The organism is Alteromonas sp. ABV4_515 (assembly GCF_056160345.1).
The window spans coordinates 266,305-287,350 of record NZ_JBSWWZ010000004.1; the positions used below are offsets into that span (position 1 = coordinate 266,305).

Annotated in this window: 17 protein-coding genes; 8 read left to right on the top strand and 9 right to left on the bottom strand. The window is 49.1% G+C overall.

The genetic code is table 11. The features are described 5' to 3' along the window. Window positions 1-10 precede the first annotated feature (10 nt). From ACXAGX_RS11365 to ACXAGX_RS11395, 7 genes are read left to right on the top strand one after another with little or no spacing between them, the layout of a single operon-like run. Complete coding sequence (locus tag ACXAGX_RS11365) at window positions 11-1,846, top strand: beta-galactosidase (RefSeq protein WP_474838413.1); 1,836 nt, start codon at window positions 11-13, stop codon at window positions 1,844-1,846. A 26-nt stretch (window positions 1,847-1,872) separates the two neighbouring features. Beyond that, entirely contained in the window at window positions 1,873-3,300 is a 1,428-nt protein-coding gene (locus ACXAGX_RS11370; RefSeq protein WP_474838415.1) for a glycoside hydrolase family 125 protein, read from the top strand. Window positions 3,301-3,309: 9 nt separating this feature from the next. Beyond that, window positions 3,310-5,658, top strand: a complete 2,349-nt coding sequence (locus tag ACXAGX_RS11375) for a GH92 family glycosyl hydrolase (RefSeq protein WP_474838417.1) — start codon at window positions 3,310-3,312, stop codon at window positions 5,656-5,658. Between the two features lie 11 nt (window positions 5,659-5,669). Beyond that, window positions 5,670-6,251, top strand: coding sequence for a gluconate 2-dehydrogenase subunit 3 family protein (locus ACXAGX_RS11380; RefSeq protein ID WP_474838419.1), 582 nt, complete (start codon window positions 5,670-5,672; stop codon window positions 6,249-6,251). Between the two features lie 14 nt (window positions 6,252-6,265). Continuing rightward, entirely contained in the window at window positions 6,266-7,993 is a 1,728-nt protein-coding gene (locus tag ACXAGX_RS11385; RefSeq protein ID WP_474838421.1) for a GMC oxidoreductase, read from the top strand. Next, complete coding sequence (locus ACXAGX_RS11390; protein ID WP_474838423.1) at window positions 7,993-8,922, top strand: sugar phosphate isomerase/epimerase family protein; 930 nt, start codon at window positions 7,993-7,995, stop codon at window positions 8,920-8,922. The genes ACXAGX_RS11385 and ACXAGX_RS11390 overlap by 1 nt, the downstream gene beginning before the upstream one ends. After that, window positions 8,922-9,968: a sialidase family protein gene (locus tag ACXAGX_RS11395; protein WP_474838425.1), complete on the top strand. Its 1,047-nt coding sequence runs from the start codon at window positions 8,922-8,924 to the stop codon at window positions 9,966-9,968. Before ACXAGX_RS11390 ends, ACXAGX_RS11395 begins: the two co-directional genes overlap by 1 nt. An 82-nt stretch (window positions 9,969-10,050) precedes the next feature. On the opposite strand, the gene uxuA is transcribed toward ACXAGX_RS11395, so the two are convergent. The 4 genes from uxuA to ACXAGX_RS11415 form a co-directional block, all read right to left on the bottom strand. Continuing rightward, complete coding sequence (gene uxuA / locus ACXAGX_RS11400; protein WP_474823843.1) at window positions 10,051-11,217, bottom strand: mannonate dehydratase; 1,167 nt, start codon at window positions 11,215-11,217, stop codon at window positions 10,051-10,053. Window positions 11,218-11,332: 115 nt separating this feature from the next. Beyond that, window positions 11,333-13,384, bottom strand: coding sequence for an FUSC family protein (locus ACXAGX_RS11405; RefSeq protein ID WP_474838427.1), 2,052 nt, complete (start codon window positions 13,382-13,384; stop codon window positions 11,333-11,335). A 3-nt stretch (window positions 13,385-13,387) separates the two neighbouring features. Continuing rightward, the gene (locus ACXAGX_RS11410) at window positions 13,388-14,254 is read right to left on the bottom strand and encodes an efflux RND transporter periplasmic adaptor subunit (protein ID WP_474823847.1); all 867 of its coding nucleotides are present in this window, start codon (window positions 14,252-14,254) and stop codon (window positions 13,388-13,390) included. A 1-nt stretch (window position 14,255) separates the two neighbouring features. Beyond that, the gene (locus ACXAGX_RS11415) at window positions 14,256-14,456 is read right to left on the bottom strand and encodes a DUF1656 domain-containing protein (RefSeq protein ID WP_070125951.1); all 201 of its coding nucleotides are present in this window, start codon (window positions 14,454-14,456) and stop codon (window positions 14,256-14,258) included. A 124-nt stretch (window positions 14,457-14,580) separates the two neighbouring features. On the opposite strand from ACXAGX_RS11415, the gene ACXAGX_RS11420 reads away from it, so the two are divergent. Beyond that, window positions 14,581-15,552, top strand: coding sequence for a nucleoside hydrolase (locus tag ACXAGX_RS11420; RefSeq protein ID WP_474838429.1), 972 nt, complete (start codon window positions 14,581-14,583; stop codon window positions 15,550-15,552). Window positions 15,553-15,554: 2 nt separating this feature from the next. On the opposite strand, the gene ACXAGX_RS11425 is transcribed toward ACXAGX_RS11420, so the two are convergent. The 5 genes from ACXAGX_RS11425 to ACXAGX_RS11445 form a co-directional block, all read right to left on the bottom strand. After that, on the bottom strand, window positions 15,555-16,664 hold the full coding sequence (locus tag ACXAGX_RS11425) for a hypothetical protein (protein WP_474838431.1): 1,110 nt from the start codon (window positions 16,662-16,664) through the stop codon (window positions 15,555-15,557). A gap of 67 nt (window positions 16,665-16,731) precedes the next feature. After that, on the bottom strand, window positions 16,732-17,391 hold the full coding sequence (locus ACXAGX_RS11430) for a tRNA-uridine aminocarboxypropyltransferase (RefSeq protein ID WP_474838652.1): 660 nt from the start codon (window positions 17,389-17,391) through the stop codon (window positions 16,732-16,734). Window positions 17,392-17,516: 125 nt separating this feature from the next. Continuing rightward, window positions 17,517-18,800, bottom strand: coding sequence for an alginate export family protein (locus ACXAGX_RS11435; protein WP_474838433.1), 1,284 nt, complete (start codon window positions 18,798-18,800; stop codon window positions 17,517-17,519). 205 nt (window positions 18,801-19,005) lie between these two features. Next, the gene (azu, locus tag ACXAGX_RS11440; protein WP_474838435.1) at window positions 19,006-19,446 is read right to left on the bottom strand and encodes an azurin; all 441 of its coding nucleotides are present in this window, start codon (window positions 19,444-19,446) and stop codon (window positions 19,006-19,008) included. Window positions 19,447-19,744: 298 nt separating this feature from the next. Next, window positions 19,745-20,944 carry a putative manganese transporter gene (locus ACXAGX_RS11445; RefSeq protein ID WP_474823858.1) on the bottom strand — a complete coding sequence of 400 codons (1,200 nt, stop codon included), beginning with the start codon at window positions 20,942-20,944 and terminating at the stop codon, window positions 19,745-19,747. Between the last annotated feature and the right edge of the window lie 102 nt (window positions 20,945-21,046).

The following is a 21,046-nucleotide window of genomic DNA, read 5'->3' on the forward strand; positions in this document are numbered from 1 at the left end:
GGAGCAATCGATGACAACACGTCGCGATCTATTAAAAAGTATCCCTGCTATGGGACTGGGCTCATTGCTCACTGGCTTTGTGCCGCTAGCAGCGAACGCCAAAGGTGGGCGATTTGAGGTTGTGGGTGATCATTTTGAATTGGACGGTAAGCGCTTTCGTATCTTAAGTGGTGAAATGCACTATCCGCGCATTCCCAGAGCACTATGGAAAGATCGTTTCCGTAAGCTGAAAAGCCTGGGGCTGAACACAGTGTCAACCTGCGTATTCTGGAACGCCCATGAAAAAACGCCCGGCGTTTACGATTTCTCCGGTAACCTGGACGTGGCGGCCTTCATTCGTGAAGCGCAAGAGGAAGGTCTGTGGGTGTGTCTCCGCCCCGGACCATACGTATGTGCAGAGTGGGATAATTCCGGTTTCCCGTCCTGGTTTATGACCGGCGATACCGTAAAGCCAAGAAGCCAGGACCCATCGTATATGGGCCCTGTAAAAACATGGCTAAATCGCTTAGCGCAAGAAGTTAAGCCGCTGCTTTTGTCCAATGGCGGCCCAATTATTTTCACTCAGATTGAAAATGAATATGGCTCTTACGGCGATGATCATGAGTATATGCGCCAAATGCATGAGGCACTGTCAGCCGCAGGCTTCGACGGCCTATTTTATACGGCCGATGGCGCGGATGTGATGGACGGCGGTGTCTTACCAGGTGTTACTGCGGCGATGAACTTTGGCACCTATTCCCAGGCTCATCTTGAATTTGCCAAGTTCCGTAAACGTCGACCTGACGCACCATTATTTTGCGGCGAGCTTTGGGGCGGTTGGTTTGATCACTTCGGTGAATCCCATGCACAGATGCCTGCCGAACCGTTGTTGAAAAGCCTCGAGTGGATGATGGAACAAGAAGCTTCAATTAGCTTTTATATGTTGCACGGTGGCACATCCTGGGGCTTTTACGCCGGCGCGAATTTTCAGCCAGACAGTCACTTCGCGCCAGATATCTCCAGCTATGACTATGATGCATTAATCGACGAAGCGGGACGTCCAACTGAAAAGTTTTATAAAGTTAAAGCGCTGTTCCAAAAGTACCTGCCTGCGGAACAATTTAAACCCGAACCTGCGCCAGAAAAGGCACTTAGATTTCCTCGCGTACCCCTTAGCCAAACGGCCTCTCTGTCGCAAGTCGCCGAGCACATAGGCGTAAAAAAACACCCCCAAACATTAGAGTCCCTGGGCTATGACCATGGCTTAATGCGCTATGAACACCAGCTCACTTTCAGCGGCAAAGGCATACTCAAAAGTGCAGATATCCGCGACTATGGAATAGTAACGGTGGGAGGTAGCCAACAGGGCACACTGGATCGCCGCTTCGAGCAGACAGAGTTAACCATTACGGGTACTGAAGGCGACACCGTCGACATGCTTATTGATGTGATGGGCCGGGTGAACTATGGCCCCTGGGTTGGAAAAGATCAGAAGGGTTTAATTGGCCCGGTGTCCCTCGATAGCAAGGAACTTAACGGCTGGAAGCATACGGCCTATCCTCTCGATGATCTATCGGCACTCCAATTCTCTGAGCTACATGTGAACGGGCCGGCTTTCTACAAAGGCAGCTTTACATTAGACGAAACAGGTTACACCTATATCGACGTTCGTGAGTGGGGAAAAGGCTATGTATGGGTGAATGGCCGTAATCTGGGACGCTACTGGTCTGTAGGCCCTCAACGTTCACTGTTCGTGCCTGCTCCATGGCTGAATCAAGGTGAGAACGAAATCGTAGTTTTAGATCTCGAACCAGCCTCCGGCTGTGGTGTGACAGGCAGCCCTAATCCCATTTGGGACCGTGCTTAAACCACGGCAATTTTACAGGAATATTCATGCTTACAAGAAGAACAATGCTGAAAGGGATGCTCGCCGCTGGCGCTGTATCTCCTGTCTATCAGTCCCTGGCAGTCTCGGGCAGCGCGTTACCGACTATGCGCCCACCTAAATCTGAAAGACGCTTTCACAGCGATGCGGTTGAAGGCGTTATCAAACAGGTTAAGCCCAAAATCGCTGACAAGAAACTTGCACAGCTATTTGAAAATTGCTTTCCGAATACCTTAGACACCACGGTATTTCACTCTATTGCAAATAACAAAGACGATACCTTCGTCATCACCGGTGATATCGATGCCATGTGGCTTCGGGATTCGTGTGCACAGGTCTGGCCCTATTTGCCTTATGTGCAACAAGACCCAGCGCTGCAAAAACTATTCAGAGGCCTTATAAACCGTCATGCACAATCTATTTTGATTGACCCTTATGCCAATGCGTTCATGCGTGATCCCACAGCCGATACAAATCTAGAGTGGTCGGCTAAAGATTATACTGACATGAAGCCCGGCGTTGCGGAAAGAAAATGGGAAATTGACTCGCTTTGCTATTCGGTGCGTCTTAGTCATGGCTACTGGAAACAAACCGGCGACCTGGCCCCTTTTGATCCGCAATGGAAAAAGGCAATGACCACCCTGGTACAAACGCTGAGAGTTCAGCAGCGCAAAGACGACAAAGGCCCCTATCACTTCCAGCGTGTGACCAACACACCAACTGAAACGTTGCCATTTCACGGCTACGGTTATCCCACTCAGAAAGTTGGGTTGATTCACTCAGGTTTTAGGCCTTCTGACGATGCCTGTCAGTACCCATTCCTGGTACCGTCGAATCATTTTGCCGTTGTTTCACTGCGCCAATTGGCCGAAATGTCTGAAGCGACTGGATTGCCCGCAAAATTTAGACAGGAATGCCTGGCGTTTGCGGATGAAGTGGAAAATGCATTACATACACATGCCGTAATCACAGATGCAGACGGCAATAAAGTTTGGGCATACGAGGTAGATGGATACGGCAACAGTATTTTCATGGACGATGCCAACATTCCCAGCCTGCTCAGCCTGCCCTATCTAGGTGCGACAACATCACAGGATAAACTTTATCGCAACACCCGTAACGCTATTTGGTCTTCCCGCAATCCGTACTTCTTCAAAGGCACAAAAGGAGAAGGTATCGGCGGTCCTCATGCCGGACTCGACTTAATATGGCCTATGTCACACATCATGAAAGCGATGACCACGTCAGATGACATCGAAATAGCCGAGAGTTTACACACGCTAAAAACCACCGATGCTGGTACAGGTTTTATGCATGAATCGTTCAACAAAGATGACCCATCCACCTACACTCGCCCCTGGTTTGCCTGGGCGAACACACTTTTCGGTGAGTTAATCCTGAACATTCATAATACCAAACCGCACTTACTCGGATAGGAGACCTTCATGCCTTCACGTAGACAATTTATGGCAGGCTCGGTGGCATCCACCGGCCTTCTTGCCGCAGGCTGCACTGTAACCAATGTAGCGAAAACCCCGAACGGCGCTGGTACAGATTACATTACAGGTAGTAAAACCGTAGGCGCGGTGAATGCCTTTATCGGTACTGGCGGACATGGGCATACTTATCCAGGCGCCACTGTCCCTTTTGGATCAGTACAATTGTCACCTGACACGAGCAACCGTGGCTGGGATTCATGCTCGGGATACCATCAGCAAGACGGTTCTATAATGGGCTTTTCCCACACCCATCTGTCCGGTGTTGGTTGTGCCGATATGCTAGATGTACTTGTGGTACCGCAAACTGGCAAGCCTCACATTAAGCCCGGACCACTAGACAATCCAGATGCAGGCTATCGCTCCCGCTACAACCGTGAAACCGAAACGGCTAGCCCTGGTTACTACAGTGTGGAGCTTACTGACAGCGGCGTTAAAGCAGAGTTATCCGCAACTAAGCGGGCGGGTATTCATCGCTACCATTTTCCGAAAAGTGCTGACGGCCACATTCTTATAGACCTTGTGCACGGCCAACAAGACTGGTGGACCGATCAGAACGAAACCCGCGTGAAGAATGCGCACTTCCGTGTGATTGGTAACGATACTTTAGTTGGCGGACGACAGGTATTTCAGTGGGCTAGAGGTCGCTGGATTTTTTTCGCAATGAAATTTTCCCGCCCTTTCGCCGATATCTCATTTTTTTCTAACAACGAAAAGCAGCCCGGTGTTAAAGACCGATTAGACGGCGAGTATCTGAAAGCCCTGCTCAGTTTTGATGATGCCGGCGACGCTCCATTACTTGTAAAAACCGGCATTTCAGCTGTTGACACCGATGGCGCTTTGAAAAATTTGGAACGGGAAATTCGCGGGTTTGACTTTGATTGGGTGCGCAGTGAAGCTGCTGCCGCATGGGAAAAAGAGCTATCACGGGTGCAGTTCGAAGCGCAAAGCCACACTAAACAAGTTATTTTCAGTTCGGCTCATTACCATGCGCTGCTGGCGCCAACATTATTTTCTGACGTGGATGGCCGTTACCGTGGTATGGACAACGAGATCCACGAACTAAAACGCGGTGAGGAAAACTACTCTACCTACTCCCTATGGGATACCTACAGAGCTTTGCATCCTTTTCTGACACTAACACGCAGCGAGCGGGTTCCCGGACTGATGAGTTGCCTGGTGAGAATGGGTCAGCAAAGCCCTGCCGGCGCACCAATCTGGCCATTGCAGGGCCGTGAAACGGATACCATGATTGGGTATCACAGCGCGTCAGTGCTTGCTGAAGCCATTGTGAAAAAGGTACCCGGCGTAGACGTAAAGGCGGCCTATGAATTTATTCGCCAGCGCGCGTTCGTTGATGATGTGCATGGTTTTGGTCTTTATCGAGAGATGCATTACATACCTGCTGATATGCACAATGAGGCGGTATCTCGCACCCTTGAGTTTGCTTATTGCGACTGGGCAGCGGCTAAAATTGCCGATGCCGCTGGCGCGCATGATGATGCAGAAGTACTGAGAAATCGTTCAAAGTACTACCGAAATGTTTTCGACAAATCTGTGGGATTTGTTCGCGGTAAAAAAGAGGACGGTAGTTGGGTAACGCCTTTCACCCCTGATTCATTGGGCCACGACCAAACAAAGTGGCGAGACTTCACCGAAACCAACTCTTGGCAGGCAACCTTCCTAAACCAGCATGATATATACAACTATATGGAACTGTTCGGTGGTGAAGCGGGCTTTGAAGCCAAGCTCGATGCTTTGTTCACCGCTTCATCTGAGATGAGCGACGGTGAGTTATCTGACATCTCCGGGCTGATAGGCCAGTACGCGCACGGCAATGAGCCCAGTCATCATGTTGCATATCTTTATGCCTATTGCGGCGCACACTACAAAACTCAACTACGGGTAAAGCAAATCTGTGACGAAATGTATCTGAATGCTTTCGACGGGCTCGCCGGCAATGAAGATTGTGGCCAAATGAGTGCCTGGTATTTAATGAGCGCCATAGGTCTTTATCCGGTGGACCCAACAACCGGACTGTATGTTTTTGGTACCCCCATGTTCTCCCGTGTACGTTTAGAGGTGTCCCGAAATACCTGGCTGACAATTGAGGCTGAAGGCGTCTCTGATAGCGCATTTTATATCCAGTCGGCCACATTCAACGGACAGCCGTACAGCAAAACTTACATCGACCACAGCACTGTCATTAAGGGCGGTACGCTCAAATTCATCATGGGCGATAAGCCAAATAAGAATTATGGCTCAGCAGCCGATGACCGCCCACCGTCCTTTGTGTAAGAGTAAATACCATGCCTAATAGAAGAGAATTATTAAAATTACTGACGGCGGTCAGTGGTGCTACCACCGCTGCGGCCATTATGAGTCCGGTCGCTATGGCCAGTAAGCCAGTAACAGCCACTGCGGTAAGCAATAAGCCGTTATTTCCGACTCTTGAACTTGAAACGCTAAGACAGATATGTGCGCTGACCATTCCAGCAACGAAAACGCCAAGCGCTGCAGACGTTAACTGCCACCACTTTATTGATCACCAACTACGAGTGGTGTTTTCCGAAACGGAGCAACAGGCTTCGTTAAGCGTTTTAAGTAAAATCAGTAACGCCGGAAAGCAATATGGCAACACGCTATTTTCTGGTCTCGATAAGACACAGCAAATAGCTCTGCTTACCGATCTGGAAGCCGCTTCTGCACCGTTCTCTGAAGCTGACCGTAGCGCTTTTAAGTTTATCAAAGGCCAGATTGTCTTCGGGTATTACACCACCATGCAGGGCGCAACTAAGGAGCTTAAATACGACCCCATCCCAGGCGGATTTAAAGGCTCGATCCCTCTTTCAAAAGTGGGCTCCGCCTTCAGCTCCAAAGCTTATTACTGAGGAATCAACGTAGTATGAACAAAGACATGATCATTGATGAATCTTCAGAAATTTATGACGCCATTGTCATTGGCTCAGGGATCACCGGTGGATGGGCTGCCAAAGAATTCACAGAAAAAGGTTTTAAAACTCTGATGATAGAGCGCGGTCGTATTGTAGAGCACCGCAAAGACTACATCACGGAAGGCAAGCCAGTTTGGGAATACCCGAATAGGATGAAGGTCGATCGCAACCTGATTGAAGATCAATATTCGGTACAGCGCAGGTGCTACGCATTTCACGATGGTACCAAACACTTCTTCGCCAACGACCGTGATTATCCTTACACAACGGAAAAAGATACCGGATTTGCCTGGATAAGAGGGAATCAACTCGGAGGAAAATCACTGTTATGGCACCGCCATTCTTATCGTTACAGTGAATACGATTTCGAAGCGAATAAGAAGGATGGTCACGGCAATGATTGGCCTATCAGATATAAAGATCTCGCCCCCTGGTACGACTATGTGGAGAAGTTTGTCGGGGTAGCTGGCAGTATCGAGAACTTGCCTCAGCTTCCTGATGGGATATTCCTGCCACCATTTGAGATGACGGTGCCGGAAAAAGACTTTGTGGCCAAGATGGCCGTTGAAGAACCGGATAAGCCGGTGATCATAAGTCGCGGCGCGCATCTTACGAAGCCACAGAAAATTCATCTGGATGTTGGACGAGGACCTTGTATGGCACGTGAAGAGTGTCAAAAAGGATGCTCATTTGGTGCTTATTTCTCAACACAGAGCGCAACACTGCCCGCAGCAGCAAGAACAGGAAATCTGTACATTGCTCCCAACAGCGTGGTTGAAAGCCTAATCTATGATGAAAAAACTAACCGGCTGCGCGGCGTAAGAGTTATCGATAGCGACACGCTGAAACAACGAGAATACTTCGGGAAAATCGTCTTCTTATGCGCCTCCACCATCGGTAGTACCCAAGTGTTGTTGAACAGTAGGTCAAAACATTTCCCTAATGGTATGGCTAATAGCTCAGGTGTACTCGGTCAGTATCTCATGGACCACAATTATAACGCTTATGTTTCAGCCACAATTGACGGTTACGACGATGAGTTTTATACCGGTCGGCGACCCGCTGCGCTCTATATTCCGAACTTTCATTACGAACCTGGGCGTTATCACAAAAACTTCAAACGAGGTTATGCCCTAGCTGGAAGTGCCAGTCGTTCTGACTGGCAAACAATGGGAAGTACTGACGGATTTGGCGAAGACTTTAAAACCAAACTTCACAACCCAGGTGGATGGAATATTGGGTTGCAGTCGCAAGGCGAGATGTTGCCAAGAAGAGAAAACCAAGTCACGCTGAACACCAGCAAGAAAGACAAGTGGGGTATTCCGCAGTTGCACTTTAATTGCCAATGGTCAGACAATGAAAATGCGATGGTAGACGATGCACTGGAAGTAGCCACAAGGATGTTTACCAAAGCGGGATACAACAACATTAAAACCCATGTACTGGGGCAACCTCCGGGTCTTGCTATTCACGAATTGGGAACTGCTCGCATGGGGCGAGATCCTAAAGATTCTGTGTTAAATGGTTACAATCAATCCCACGATGTGCCGAACTTATTCGTCACTGACGGATCGAGCTTTTGCTCATCCGGCGTGGGAAATCCATCAATTACATTCATGGCGCTTACCGCCAGAGCCGTCGACTATGCGGTCGGCGAAGTTAAAGCAGGGAGACTCTAATGACACGATTTACCAAGTCCACTATCCACAAAATGTTGTTCGCAGGCACACTTTCAGCCAGCTTAATATTAAGTGGCTGCGGTGAAACAGAACCTCAGATCAATACTGGTACTGAAGGGCCGGCAGCATCAGCAACAACACAATCTGCTAAAGCAGAAATGGCTAAGGTTCCTGGTATCAGTGTTCAGCTTTATTCCGTACGCGATGCATTGAAAACCGACTTTAAAGGCACGCTTCAGCAAATCGCTGACATGGGGTTTGATGGCGTTGAATTTGCGGGTTATTTCGGTGAATTTGCAGATGACCCTGCCGGATTGAAAAATTGGCTGAGCGATATTGGCCTCGTGGCGAGTGGTGCGCATGTACCTATCGAAGCCCTGATGGATGATTATGAAAATACAGTTACTTTCTATCGCGATTTGGGTGCGAGTGTACTGATCATTCCATCAGAGGAAAGAGCGTTCAACGACCAGGTTCAAGCGTTTGCAGACGACCTCACCATGCTTTCTGAAAAACTAGCGAAGGAAGACATGAAAGTGGGCTTCCATAATCACCTCGAAGAATGGGCGCCCTACCAAGACACCACATTTATCGAATACCTTGGCAACCATACGCCGAAAGACGTGGTTTTACAGCAGGATGTGGGCTGGACCATTGGCGCTGGTAAAAGCCCAGTAGAATTCGTCAAAGCCTTCCCGGGGCGCGTTCTCACGACTCACTTTAAGTCTTATGCCGCAGAAGGAAGCAGCCTTAAGCCAATCATTGGCCAGGACGACATTGCATGGCCGACCATTTTTACCGCTACAGTGAATGACGGTGGTGCAGATTGGATTGTGATTGAGCAAGAGGAATATCCCGATGGCCTGTCTCAAGTAGAGGCGTTGTCAGCGACTAAATCTGGCTTCGACAAATTTTTCCCGGATTTATAATGCGAAATACTACCATTTTGCTCACCATGTCTTTTCTCACAGCGCTGGCTTTTCCAGGCCTCGCTGCGGAAAAACACCTTAAAATACTCTCTCAGAGCTTTGTGCTTAGCGGTGAGCTGCCGTTTGAGCAGGTGCATGCGTCAACCATTACGCAAACTACCAGCGGCGAACTGCTTGTAGCTTGGTTCGCTGGTGAAGCGGAGGGCAAGTCTGATGTCGCCATCTGGCTGTCTTCCGGTAAAAATGGTGATTGGTTGGCACCTGTTAGAGTAGCCAAAATAAGTGATGAACCGCACTGGAATCCGGTGCTTTTTACTGAAAAGAACGGTGATATTTTACTGTTTTTTAAAGTTGGCCCCACGCCTGAAAAATGGACAACCTGGCTGCAAAAGTCTACCGATAATGGAAAAACCTGGGGTAAAGCACAGATAATTGAAAAGGACAGCCCACTTGCGAGAGGACCGGTGAGAGCTAAGCCAGTACAGTTGTCCAACGGTGCTTTGCTTGCTGGAAACTCAGATGAGAAGGATGGCCACTGGAACGTATTCGCTGATGTCTCATTTAATCAGGGCACTTCCTGGTATGCCAGTTCGTTTATTTCGACAGAAAATGTGCGTATTACCGACAGGGGAGCAATTCAGCCAACAGTCTGGGAATCTGAGACTGGCCATGTGCATATGCTGACGCGTAGCACAGAAGACGTCATTTTCCGCAGTGATTCGAAAGACTACGGAGCCAGTTGGTCTCCCCTTTACCTTTCGCCACTTCCTAGCAACAACTCGGGTATCGATATAGTCAAACTTCCAGGAGGTGAACTGGTGCTTACGCTCAATAACCTTCCCACTGACGGCGTGCGCACGCCAATTAATGCAGCAGTTTCGTTTGACAATGGCAAAAGCTGGCCAGAAATAGTCACGCTAGATGAAACACCGGAGAGCGAGTTTTCCTATCCAGCTACCATACATTCCGGCAACCTGATATTTGGAACCTACACTTGGAATCGTAAAAATATCGCATTTTGGACAGCAGAACTCACCGAAGAATAATCTTTCTTGCTTCAATAAGTTTCATGTAACCCGTCTCCGTTGGGTTATTTTCGGCGCGATCACTTGGTCGCGCCATTTTATTTTATCTTGCCGACATATAAGAAACCGCCCTAATCAATCCCCGCAACTCTGCTAAACCTTTAAGACGGCCAAGATACGAATATCCCGGCTTCAAGCCTTCTTTTCCCTGTTCATCAGATAACGTGTGACCGTGGTCAGGACGCATAGGAATTTGGCAACCAATGGACGATTCACAATTAAGCAGTGCCTGTACCAGCCCTACCATGTCGTTGTCGCCGTCGAGGTGAGCGGCTTCGTAGAAAGAACCGTCTTCCTCGCGGGTCACATTGCGCAGATGGACAAAGTAAATGCGGTCTTTGAACGCATTTACCATGGCAATCAGGTCGTTGTCACCACGGGCACCGTAAGAGCCGGCGCACATGGTCAGGCCATTTGCCGGGCTGTCTACGGCTTTAAGTAAACGTTCTGCATCGCTTTGAGTGGACACTACGCGAGGCAGGCCAAATAGTGAGAACGGCGGATCATCAGGGTGAATACACATTTTCACACCGGCTTCTTCCGCTATTGGGATGATAGCTTCGAGGAATTCGCACAGGCTGGTGCGCAGGCCGTCTTCCCCCATGTCGATAAACTGTTGAATGGTATCGCGAATACCTTCGCGGTCGTAAGAGCCCTCACCACCTGGTAAACCGGCAATGATGTTCTTCTCAAGACCTTCACGCTCTTCTTCGCTCATGGCGTCGAAGCGCGCTTTGGCTTTTTCCAGCATTTGCGGCGTGTAGTCTTTCTCTGCATTTTTGCGCTGCATCACGAACACGTCGTAGGCGGCAAAATCAGAGTACTCGAAACGCAGCGCATAGCTTTTATCGGGTAACTGGTAAGTCAGGTTTGTGCGGGTCCAGTCCACAACCGGCATGAAGTTGTAACACACGGTAGTCACGCCTGCTGCGCCTACATTGCGAATAGACTGCTTGTAGTTTTCGATTAGCTGTTTGTAATCGCCAGTACGGCTCTTGATATCGTTGTGAACAGGAATGCTTTCGATAACATCCCAGTTCATGCCTGCCGCTTCGATTTCAGCCTTGCGGCTTTTAACCAGTTCCAGAGGCCACACGTCGCCGGTGGGAATTTCGTGCAACGCAGTAACAATGCCGGTGGCACCCGCCTGACGAATTTTTTCCAGAGTAATGCTGTCGGATGGTCCAAACCAGCGCCATGTTTCAATCATATCTCAATCCATTTTGGTCATGCCAATTTTAGTTAAGATACAACAAAAATCCCCTACCAACAAATCTAAAACCCACTTTGGCCTTACCAAATTGCATTTTTGGTTCTGAATGAATTTACGTTTTGGCGTCGTTGATCATGTCAGCAGTGCGCTGGAACGTGTAATGCAGGCGGGTGAAAATACCGTGTAATAGAGCCAAGTTTTCTTGAGGCGCGCCTTCCGAGCGCAGTTTTTCCAATATGCGCTGATTAATACCAGCAAGGTGGTCACGCTTATCCCCTTTCGATGCAGCCAGAAATGATTCTGCTAACGCTTGCTGCCAAAGGCGTTTCATCTGCGTAAGCGAATGCTCACTTACGCCAGTTAACTGTCGCTGCATACGCATGGAGACATGCCCCAGATTCAGCCCGGTAAGACCAAGATCGGTTAGGGTTCGATATCCGGAAGTCATATTCTGCTCATAGCTGGTTAATCGTAATAAGCGATCTGACATTCGCGAGTTAAACCATTCCTCATCATGACCAGGGCTACCTAATTTGAGCAAATCCTGGTAGGTGACAGACAGCAAACGCCGCTGCATCCACTCTGCACCAGGGCCCGCAAACAGTTTGAAAACCCAGTATAACAGCATGATGCCAGATAAAATGGCCAGCGCGCTGCTGGCAGTGAAATCAATGGACAGTGAGTTACTCATGTCATTGGCGGGCTGCACAAGAATGACAAAGGGGATGCAAAAACCAATGCCCAGCGTGATAGTAGTTCGGTTTGCAAGCAGCATTAAACCCAGGAAAAAGGGCGGCGCAAGAATGAGAATGAGCATGGGAAAGTCGCCACTGCTCTGCGCTATCAGGTTAAGGGCATAGAAAATAGCCACCGGCACGGCCACGCAGGCACCAATTAAAATACCTCTTATTGCTTTGGTGACAATGACCGGCGCAAGTCGCGCAAACATGATAGAAAAGATAACCGGTAGAATAATTAGCATAACGGAAGCGGGTGAACCGGTTCCTACCCACAATACCGCGCCCAGACTAAATACCAAAAAGGACCGAAACCCTGTGGTCAACGCCACCAGCCAATCGCGGTGAGGTTTTAAACTTTCTGCTCGCAGGCTAGTGGGCTTACCTTGCTCTAGCGCCCGGTAGGCACGCAGAATAAGCACCAAATCTGAAACCAGTTCCTGAGCGGTTTTACATAGCCTGAATTCCAGCGTTGTCAGCGGCTGAGACTGAAAAAGTTTGCTCCAGTTCCGACGCTGTTTCTGCGCAATTTCATAGCATTCATCGAAGCTCTTCAAACTGCCGATGAGGGCAAGGTCGCCACGCAATTGTCCTAGCAACGACTGCATGCTGTCAGATAGCAGTTCAGGGTTATTACGCTGTAGTCGTCCGAAAATCTGCACGACCGCAATCAACGACAACACCTTATTACAAATTACCGTGGCCGCCCGAGACTTACCAGGCCCCGTCGGCCCTTCAAATTTCACCGCGCTTGAGTCGTCGTTAAGCGCTGTCAGTGATTGCAAAACACTATCGATGTTCTTATGGCGCTCTTCGTGGGAACCGTTGGGGTCTAACTCCAGCGTAAGATAATCCATAGTCTGATTAATCGCATTTTTCGCATGCACTACCAGCACGTTTTCTACCCGCTGAGGCCACAGGAATACCGCTACTACCATGGCGCACAGTGAACCTATGATCAGCTCGGCAACCCGTGACTGGGCGATATCAAAAATACTCTGGCTGCTTACCGTGGCCGGTTGTGACATGGTGAGCAGGATGATGATGCAAGGCGTCACGCACATCATGGCAAAGAAATAGATAAAGTTTATCCGTCGCATGAACGCTGAAAGACTGGAGTTCAGCAGCAGCCAGAGTGCTAAACAGGTTAACGCTACTTCAGGGAAGCCGCTGAAGTAATGCAGCACCAGTAAGGCATACGCGCCGCCGATAAGGGTTCCGAGGATTTGGCAAACCGTTTTCTCCAGCACCATGCCAGCTTCTGGGCGCACTTGCAGAAATACTGCAGAGACCAGTGCCCAGTACGGGCGGTCGAGATCCATCCACATGGCCACGTAGAGTGAGATACTCATGGAGATCACGCCTTTCAGCGCAAAAATCAACGACGCACGGCTTGGCTTAAGATAAGTCGCCAGAATGGGAGACAAGATTTACTCTCCGTCTGATGCTAACCGGATTGATGCCGTCATCCCCGCCACCAGCCGGGTATCCTTTGGAATTTCCTTAAGTTCGATATCCACGGGAACACGCTGCGCAAGGCGAACCCAGTTAAAGGTTTGCTGCACCTGAGGCAATAACTGCCCGTTGGCAGAGGTATTTGTATCGGCAATGGCATTACCAATGCTTTTCACCGTACCGGTAATGGGTTTACCGCCACTCATCAGCGTAATCGTCGCTTTCTGGCCTTCATGAATAAGGGGCAGCTTGGTTTCTTCAAAATAGCCGGTGACATAAATGGAGTTGGCTGCGACTACGGAGAGCACCGGCGAGCCCTGAGACACGTAATTACCTTCCCGCAGGGTCAAATTCACAATTGTGCCATCTACCGGTGAGGTAATGGATGCCCGTTCCAGGTCGATTTGCGCACTGGCCAGATTGGCTTTGGCTAAATCCAGTGAGGCTTGTGCCATGTCAGCACTGATGCGGCTACTTTCTAATTCTTCTGCGCTGATACTGTTGCTTTGATGCAATTTTTCCCGCCGGCTGAATTCGTGCCGAGCCAGCTCCAGTGCCAGAGTTTCGTTTCGAACCTGGGCCTGTAATTCGTCCACCACAGCCTGATAACGTTTAACATCGACCTGAAAAATCACATCGCCTTTCTTCACCTGCTGATTGTCTTGAACGGCGAGCTTTGTCACCCAGCCAGACACATCCGGCGCAATGGTAATAATATCAGCCTGCACTTTGCCATCTCGGGTCCAGGGTGAATACAGGTAATGATCCCACACCCAGCGACCGGACACGACGGCCGCAACGATAACCGCTAACGTAATAATAACTCTGATGATTTTTTGCATTTTAACCTGCCAGCAATTTCACCGTGAGGGCCAGATAGCACACAAACAGTGCCACTTCGAACCAGGGTGGTTTCCACAATTTCTGATAAAGTCCGGTAGCATACAAGGCGTAGCGGGTGAGCAAAGACAGGACAAACGCCAGCGGGATCATAACGACCATTGGGCTGAAAAGCATACCACCGAAAGATAGTTCGCTAAGCACGGGAACTCCGGATAAATGGCTTTGCTGCTAACCCGGTGCTTTTTCGGGTAAACAAAGCTGAATCAACTTAAATAATATTGTTATTCTAGGGCAGAAAGGATCAATTACCTATAAGGCTAACGTCATGATTTCGCCAATATTTACGATACGGGCTTATCTTACTTTATCGTTATGTTTATTTTCTGCATTGATTAGCGCTAAACCCTTGCCCGTTATTTTCGACACTGACATTGGCAGCGACATCGACGACGTATTTGCACTCTCTCTTATACTTAAAAGCCCGGAACTGGATCTTAAACTCATTACAACGGTGTCTGGCGATACACACTACCGAGCGAAGGTAGCGGCAAAATTTCTGCAAATTTCCAAAAGAACAGACATTCCTGTTGCTCCCGGCCGCCCCGCGCAGGCTACGGCGGAGTTTCTTCGCCCGTGGATAAACGATTTTTCAACGACAACCTACCCAGGCCATATAAAAAAAGACGGCATCGCAGAAATTATCAGTTTGCTAAAAGCCGCTGAAAACCCTGTTACCATTATTGTGGCCGGGCCCATGACGAATATCGCCGAAGTCTTACAGCGCGCACCAGAACTGGCAACAAAAATGCGACTTGTTGGCATGCACGGCAGCATTTACAAAGGTTACGATGACAAACCGGTGGCAGAATACAATGTACAGAGCGACGTAGCCGCTTTTCAACACGTACTAAACGCCAATGTTGCTGATATTAGTATTGCGCCGCTAGACACATGCCGAGACATGCTTGTCGATGGTATTCAGTATCAAGCGCTTAAGAACAGTCACGACCCACAGCTTTCTGCATTATTCGACATTTACCCCATTTGGGCCGAGCGAGTTACCTGGGACAAAGCCGATTACCTCGATGCGCGCACGTCTGTGCTTTTCGACACCGTTGCTGTGTATCTCGCCCTACCCGACCATCCATGGCTTCCCACAGAAAGCGTAAGTCTCATGGTGACCGATGACGGCTTCACTCAGCCTGCCGAAAACGGCGTAAAGGTAAATGCTGCACTGCGCTGGGAAAACCTGCCGGCTTTTAAAACCTGGTTCACCCAACGCATGCTAAAGCACTAGTCTTAGGAAATTAAATCATGCATCCAGTTCAGTGATGGCAATTGGCGGTCTGGCTGATAGAAGAGACGATTCAGTCGACCAAGCAGATTTACCGTACGACTAGGATCATGGCCTTTCAGACGGTCACTTTCGGTCGCGAGGAATTCCCAGGGCTGTAAATCCAGCTCGTCGATTTCCTCACGAGTTACGCCCAATCCCTTAATGGTAGACAATATGCGCTCTGTTTTACTTTCTGTGAGCGGAATAATGTCGTTGCCATACATATCACGAAGCGGCGCATTCACGGCTTCCAACGTATGGTTAATGGCGGCCCACACAGCATCATGGTCGAAGGCAGCATTGCGCGGTGCGTAGTACCCTTCTACTTCCCATTCCAGTTCGGCGTTGCTTACTGCAATAGAGCTTTCCGCCTCGGGAGAAAACGATAAATCCGGGCGCGCACCAATGTTGTACGTATCAACACTCAGCGCTACGCAAATAACCAGGTCGCCGCAAACGTCTGGGTTCTGATAAAGGGCTTCAAATGCCGCCCGTTTTACACCCATCCAACCGTGCACACGTGAAGGCTGTTCAACGAACTCTCTTACGTCATGGGGTAAATCTTCACCGTAACGGTCGATGAGCAATGGCAGTGGAGATTGATCAGGCGCCTCTTCGGGCATCCACACTTCATACTCCTGACGGTTGTCTCCCTTGCCCCGACTTTTAATGCCGTAAGACAGGTTTACCGGACGACAAATACTGCGATCTTCATCCACTCTATGGAAATACTCAGAGCGCATGCGTTTAATAAATGGCGCTTCAAGACCGGCCAAAGCAGCGGTGGGATAGCGATAACCAATTTCACTGTGCTCTACCATAGAGAGGCCCGGAATGGCATTGGCGAGCTTGCTTCTAACACCTTGGAAGTGATGTAGATTAGGCATCACAATACTGCGCTCGGGCTCGATGGTAAGACGACTACCATCGGCAGCAATAAACTTAGGGGTTTTATTGAATACATAGTTTTTCAGACCCTGCGCCTCTACCGCCAGATCGCGGTACCGGTGCAATTCACTGAAAAGTGCAGTGTGATTACGAATATGCTTGAACAACGGGCGATATAACGTCATATACTTCTTCCATGCTGCGACAACAATTTCAGTTTGCCACAAAAATTCACTGTGGCTACGCCTATTTTTACGTTCGCGCCTTACTATGCGGTTTACCCGCCAGATATTTTTCTCTGAAGTGGCTAAAGTAGTCTTGCAAAATAGCTGCTGCGGCAGGCTCGCCCGCCAGCTTTAGCACCTCAATGCCGACTTCAGCAGTACACAGTTGAAAATCCCTTGTGGCTTCCCGCAATGCGTAATCTGACAATGCCTGAGGCTGTATACCCAAAACAGGCAAATTCTGAAGGTACGCGCTCTTACGGAACATGCGTCCGGCCTCACGCCAGGTACCATCGAGCATAATAAAAAGCGGGGTTTTTCCTGTCGCTTCAGGGGCAATATGAATACACCGTTCAGGTGCAGCGTTTTCATGAGGAAAAATGATTACTGGCATGTATCGCTTGTCGTTTAGCAGTGCCAATAATTCAGGTTGCGGCTCGGTTCGCGACCAACTGAAGGCAAAGTTGTGTTTCGCCACATCCGCAATTAATCGGCCGGTGTTGGAAGGTTTGTATGACTCGCCTTTGGCCATCAGAAAAAGAAAGGCGCTTTCAGCAACCGGCGCGGGACGCACCGAGCAAATACACTGTTTCTGTGGCAGTAAACACCCATCACAACGAACAACCCGACTCCCACGTGTAACAAACGGACGGGTAGAACGTGACAGTTCATCCAGGCGCAAGGCCATTACAGAATTATGCAAAGTCGGATTAGCCAAAGGGTACGTGCTCGAAGTGAAAACTAGGTCAATGAAAGAAGCGCGTAGTTTACCAGTTGCATGACAACCAGCAAATGCTGCGCGCTCAACAAAATTTAGAACGAGTAGAGAAAAGCGGTGTAGGCAAATTGACTGTCGTCGGCATAATCACCTGCTTCCAGGGCATCGCCTTTATGCAAGTAAGCGCCACCAAATTCTAATCTTAAATCTGGTAGCGCTTTATAACGCCAGCGAACTTCAAGTTGCTGACCCATAAAGTCATCAGCACCCGCTTCCACCTTGTCATACCAAACGGCTTTGTAGCCCACCATAACTTCGTGTTTATCGACTTTAGTGACGCTTCGCAGGCCAGGCGCGATAATATTGCTACGACGAAACCCTTGATAAACGTCGGTGGGGCCAAAATCGAACCGGCGTACACCGTACAAACTATCTGGGGAATGAACAGTATCGTCATCACTGTTGTTGTCACCGCTGGCGAAGTCTATTTCTGCGCGTACAAAGGTCGAATCGTTCACTTTTCTACCAATATGACCATGGGCCATCCAGGCTCTCACATCCAAATCTGTCATATCGTCTGCAGCCGTAGTTTGCCGGGTCGTGCCCGTCTGACCAATCAGTTCAGCATTGGCCTTCCAACCATTACCGATGGTTGTAGAATACTCCGCCGCTAAGGTATACAAATCGCGATTGCGAGTGGCTAAATCCGCTCCGTCACGCTCTTTGAACCAGTAACTTTGCAGGTTCCAGGCTTTGTCTGGTGATGTGGCGTAGAAGCCGAAAAACTTGCGCTCACTGTAGCTCTTATCGAATGCCCGTTCATTGTCCTCGATGAGTGCAGACGCTGACGGCAAACGACTTACCGGCAGCAAGTAGAAACCGCGAATTGCCCATTTTTGGTATTCTGTATCAACAGAAATGCCGTCAAAGGCATTTTGTGTATTACGATAAACACCCCGGGCCAGTAAACGGCGGCTGCCGTGATCCAGCGTCATACGCCCTACGGTTACCGACTTCACATATTCATTTACGTCACTGTAACGCAAGAAAAACTGCAGTGGTTCAAGAGTATTTACCTGCGACGACATTAAACTGGGGTCATTGTCATCGAGAAATGCACGGGAATCCTGAATTTCCACCGTTGCATTCCAGTGCTCCCACTTCGCCTGCCCTTTCAGTAACACCCGAGACGATATTCGATCATTCGACCGGCTTCGCGTACTGGCATCAACGGGAAAGATCGGATTCTGTAGCGTTTCATAGCGTAACCGGTAGGAACCACTGAAATCAAAGTTGATATCAGACGCGTAAGACGGTGCAGCCAACCACGCAGACGCGCAAAGGAGTGCGCCTTTAATAAGAACTAAACGGGACAACATGGAAAAACCTTTAAGAAGTAATACTAACCGGGATTGCTAACAGACTTTTATCTTAGTACAGATTTCAGGCAGTTGCTGCCTGGTGGGTGGCATAGGGCTGATAGCAGGGTAGAGTATGCGCCTTAGTGAAGAAATAATAAATGGGTTCAGGATCAAAAAAGGTCAGACACCATGAGTGACCTGACCTTTCTTTCGTCGTTACATATTACTTAACAGACAGTGTGCCTTTCATTACGCCGATGTGGCCAGGGAAAGAGCAGAAGAACGTGTACGCTTCACTTGCAGACAGTTTGCTTACGTCAAACGTTACTGACGTTTCTTCACCGCCGCCGATCACTTTAGTATATGCAATAACGCGATCGTCACCGGCTTTCAGGTAATCTGCTGCCAGGCCAGCACCAACGCCGTCACCAGCAATGGCTTGGGCATCAGCTGTCTTAGACAGAACCCAGTTGTGGCCCATTACTTCTTTTGGCAGAGTACCAGTGTGCTTCAGGGTAACTGTGTACTCTGAGCAGCTAGCAGGCACTGACATTTCAGCCATGTTGAATTGCATCATGTCGTTACTTTCGATAGTCGCGGCGCACTCTTCACCGAATGCAAAACCACTAAACAGTACTGTTGCGGCGACAATTAGTTTTTTCATCGTTTACTTCCCATTTATAAGATTGTGGTTGTTTTACCAAACATTAACTTTCGTGTATAGGTTTCACCCGCTTTACTTAAGCCGAAATAATGATTGCCTGCGTCAGAGACAAGGGTGCAGGTTGCAGTAGATACGTCGGCGCGGGTTAGAACGGTTTACTTGTGGTGAAAAAGCCGATGCCCGGTCGACTTTTCGCTGGTTTACACCAGCAAGAATAGACATGCTACCGAGTTTCTCACTAGGATGACAACTAAACTATGTGATGAATTTCATCATCCTATCGGGCATAGTTAGTTCACTAACGCATTTCAAACAGGTAGTAATAGCCCAGCCCCACCACAAACGCTGGAATCCCCGAATACACCGTTGCTAGTAATGCCGCTTTTGGCGACAAAGCAATGGCAGGAAAAAGGGCGTCTCCATCGTTACTGATGGCATTCCCTATTTGGGCGGAAAACGGTAACGCGCCGTTGAGATAAAGCGTGGTGACCAGAATTTGTGGGCCGCAACCTGGCATAAATCCAATCAGAACCGCAAGTATTACAGCCCCCACTCCCAGCGAACGGAAACTGTCTACCAGGTCAAACTCAAATAACTGCATACTGATTTCGAAAAGCATAAATGCCAGGGTTACCCAAACTAGTACGAACTGCGTATCTAAAGCGGCTTTTCGCTTCCAGTCTGGCGGTTGAGAAGTTGGCGCTTCGCTCGTCATCGAGGCGTAATCTTCTCCCTCGCCGTCGATAGCCCAGAGCAGCAAACTGATTAACGCCATGCCCGCCCCAACAGCGGTGATCAGCGCACCATCAACAGGCAAAAAATCTGCCGGATTAATCTGCAGCGATAATGCCACCGCAATAGCGAGAGCGGGCAGTGAGACTATGAGCCAAAACTTGGTAGACACGCGTGTAATACGGTTGCTCAGGAATCGTTGTTCTTCAGGTAAATCAGCTCCACTATTCCCATTGGGCTTGTTGGACTCTGGTTGATAATTATGAAACCGGTTCACCAGCAACCCTGTAATCGAGCCAACTACCATACCAATTGCCATCACTTTCAGCCCGTCTAACGGACGTTGCGCTAACAATAAAAACGCGGCGTCGCCCATGGTACTTGTTAGCACGGCAACCACGGCTCCAAAGCTGGCTACACCACGAGTGTATTGGGTGACGACGATTATTGCTCCACCGCACCCCGGCAACGCACCAAGCACCGCCGCAATAAACACTTCCGTTAGCGGGTGGCGACTTATGAACCGATTAATTGCTTCAGTGGAAACGCGCTGGGTACAAAAATAATATACCGCTAAAGATGCGTAAACGTAGGCGCCGACTTGAAAAAAGGCGTCAGCGAGCACCTGTGTCGTTACTTCACGGGTAAGCGGCCAAAACAAAAAGCCCAATACCAAAGCTGGTACTAAAATGCGTTTGTTCAGCAGATTTAATGGGAAAGCGACGCTTCGTCTTAGCGGCTGCGTAGTGCTGTTGGGTTGACTCATTGATTCATTGCGCTTCGCGCGGAAAAAATAATACTAAATAATTTACCCGCGAACATCTTGTGAAGATCACCGCTGCAGCACGCTTCTGCACCCGGTCTGGTA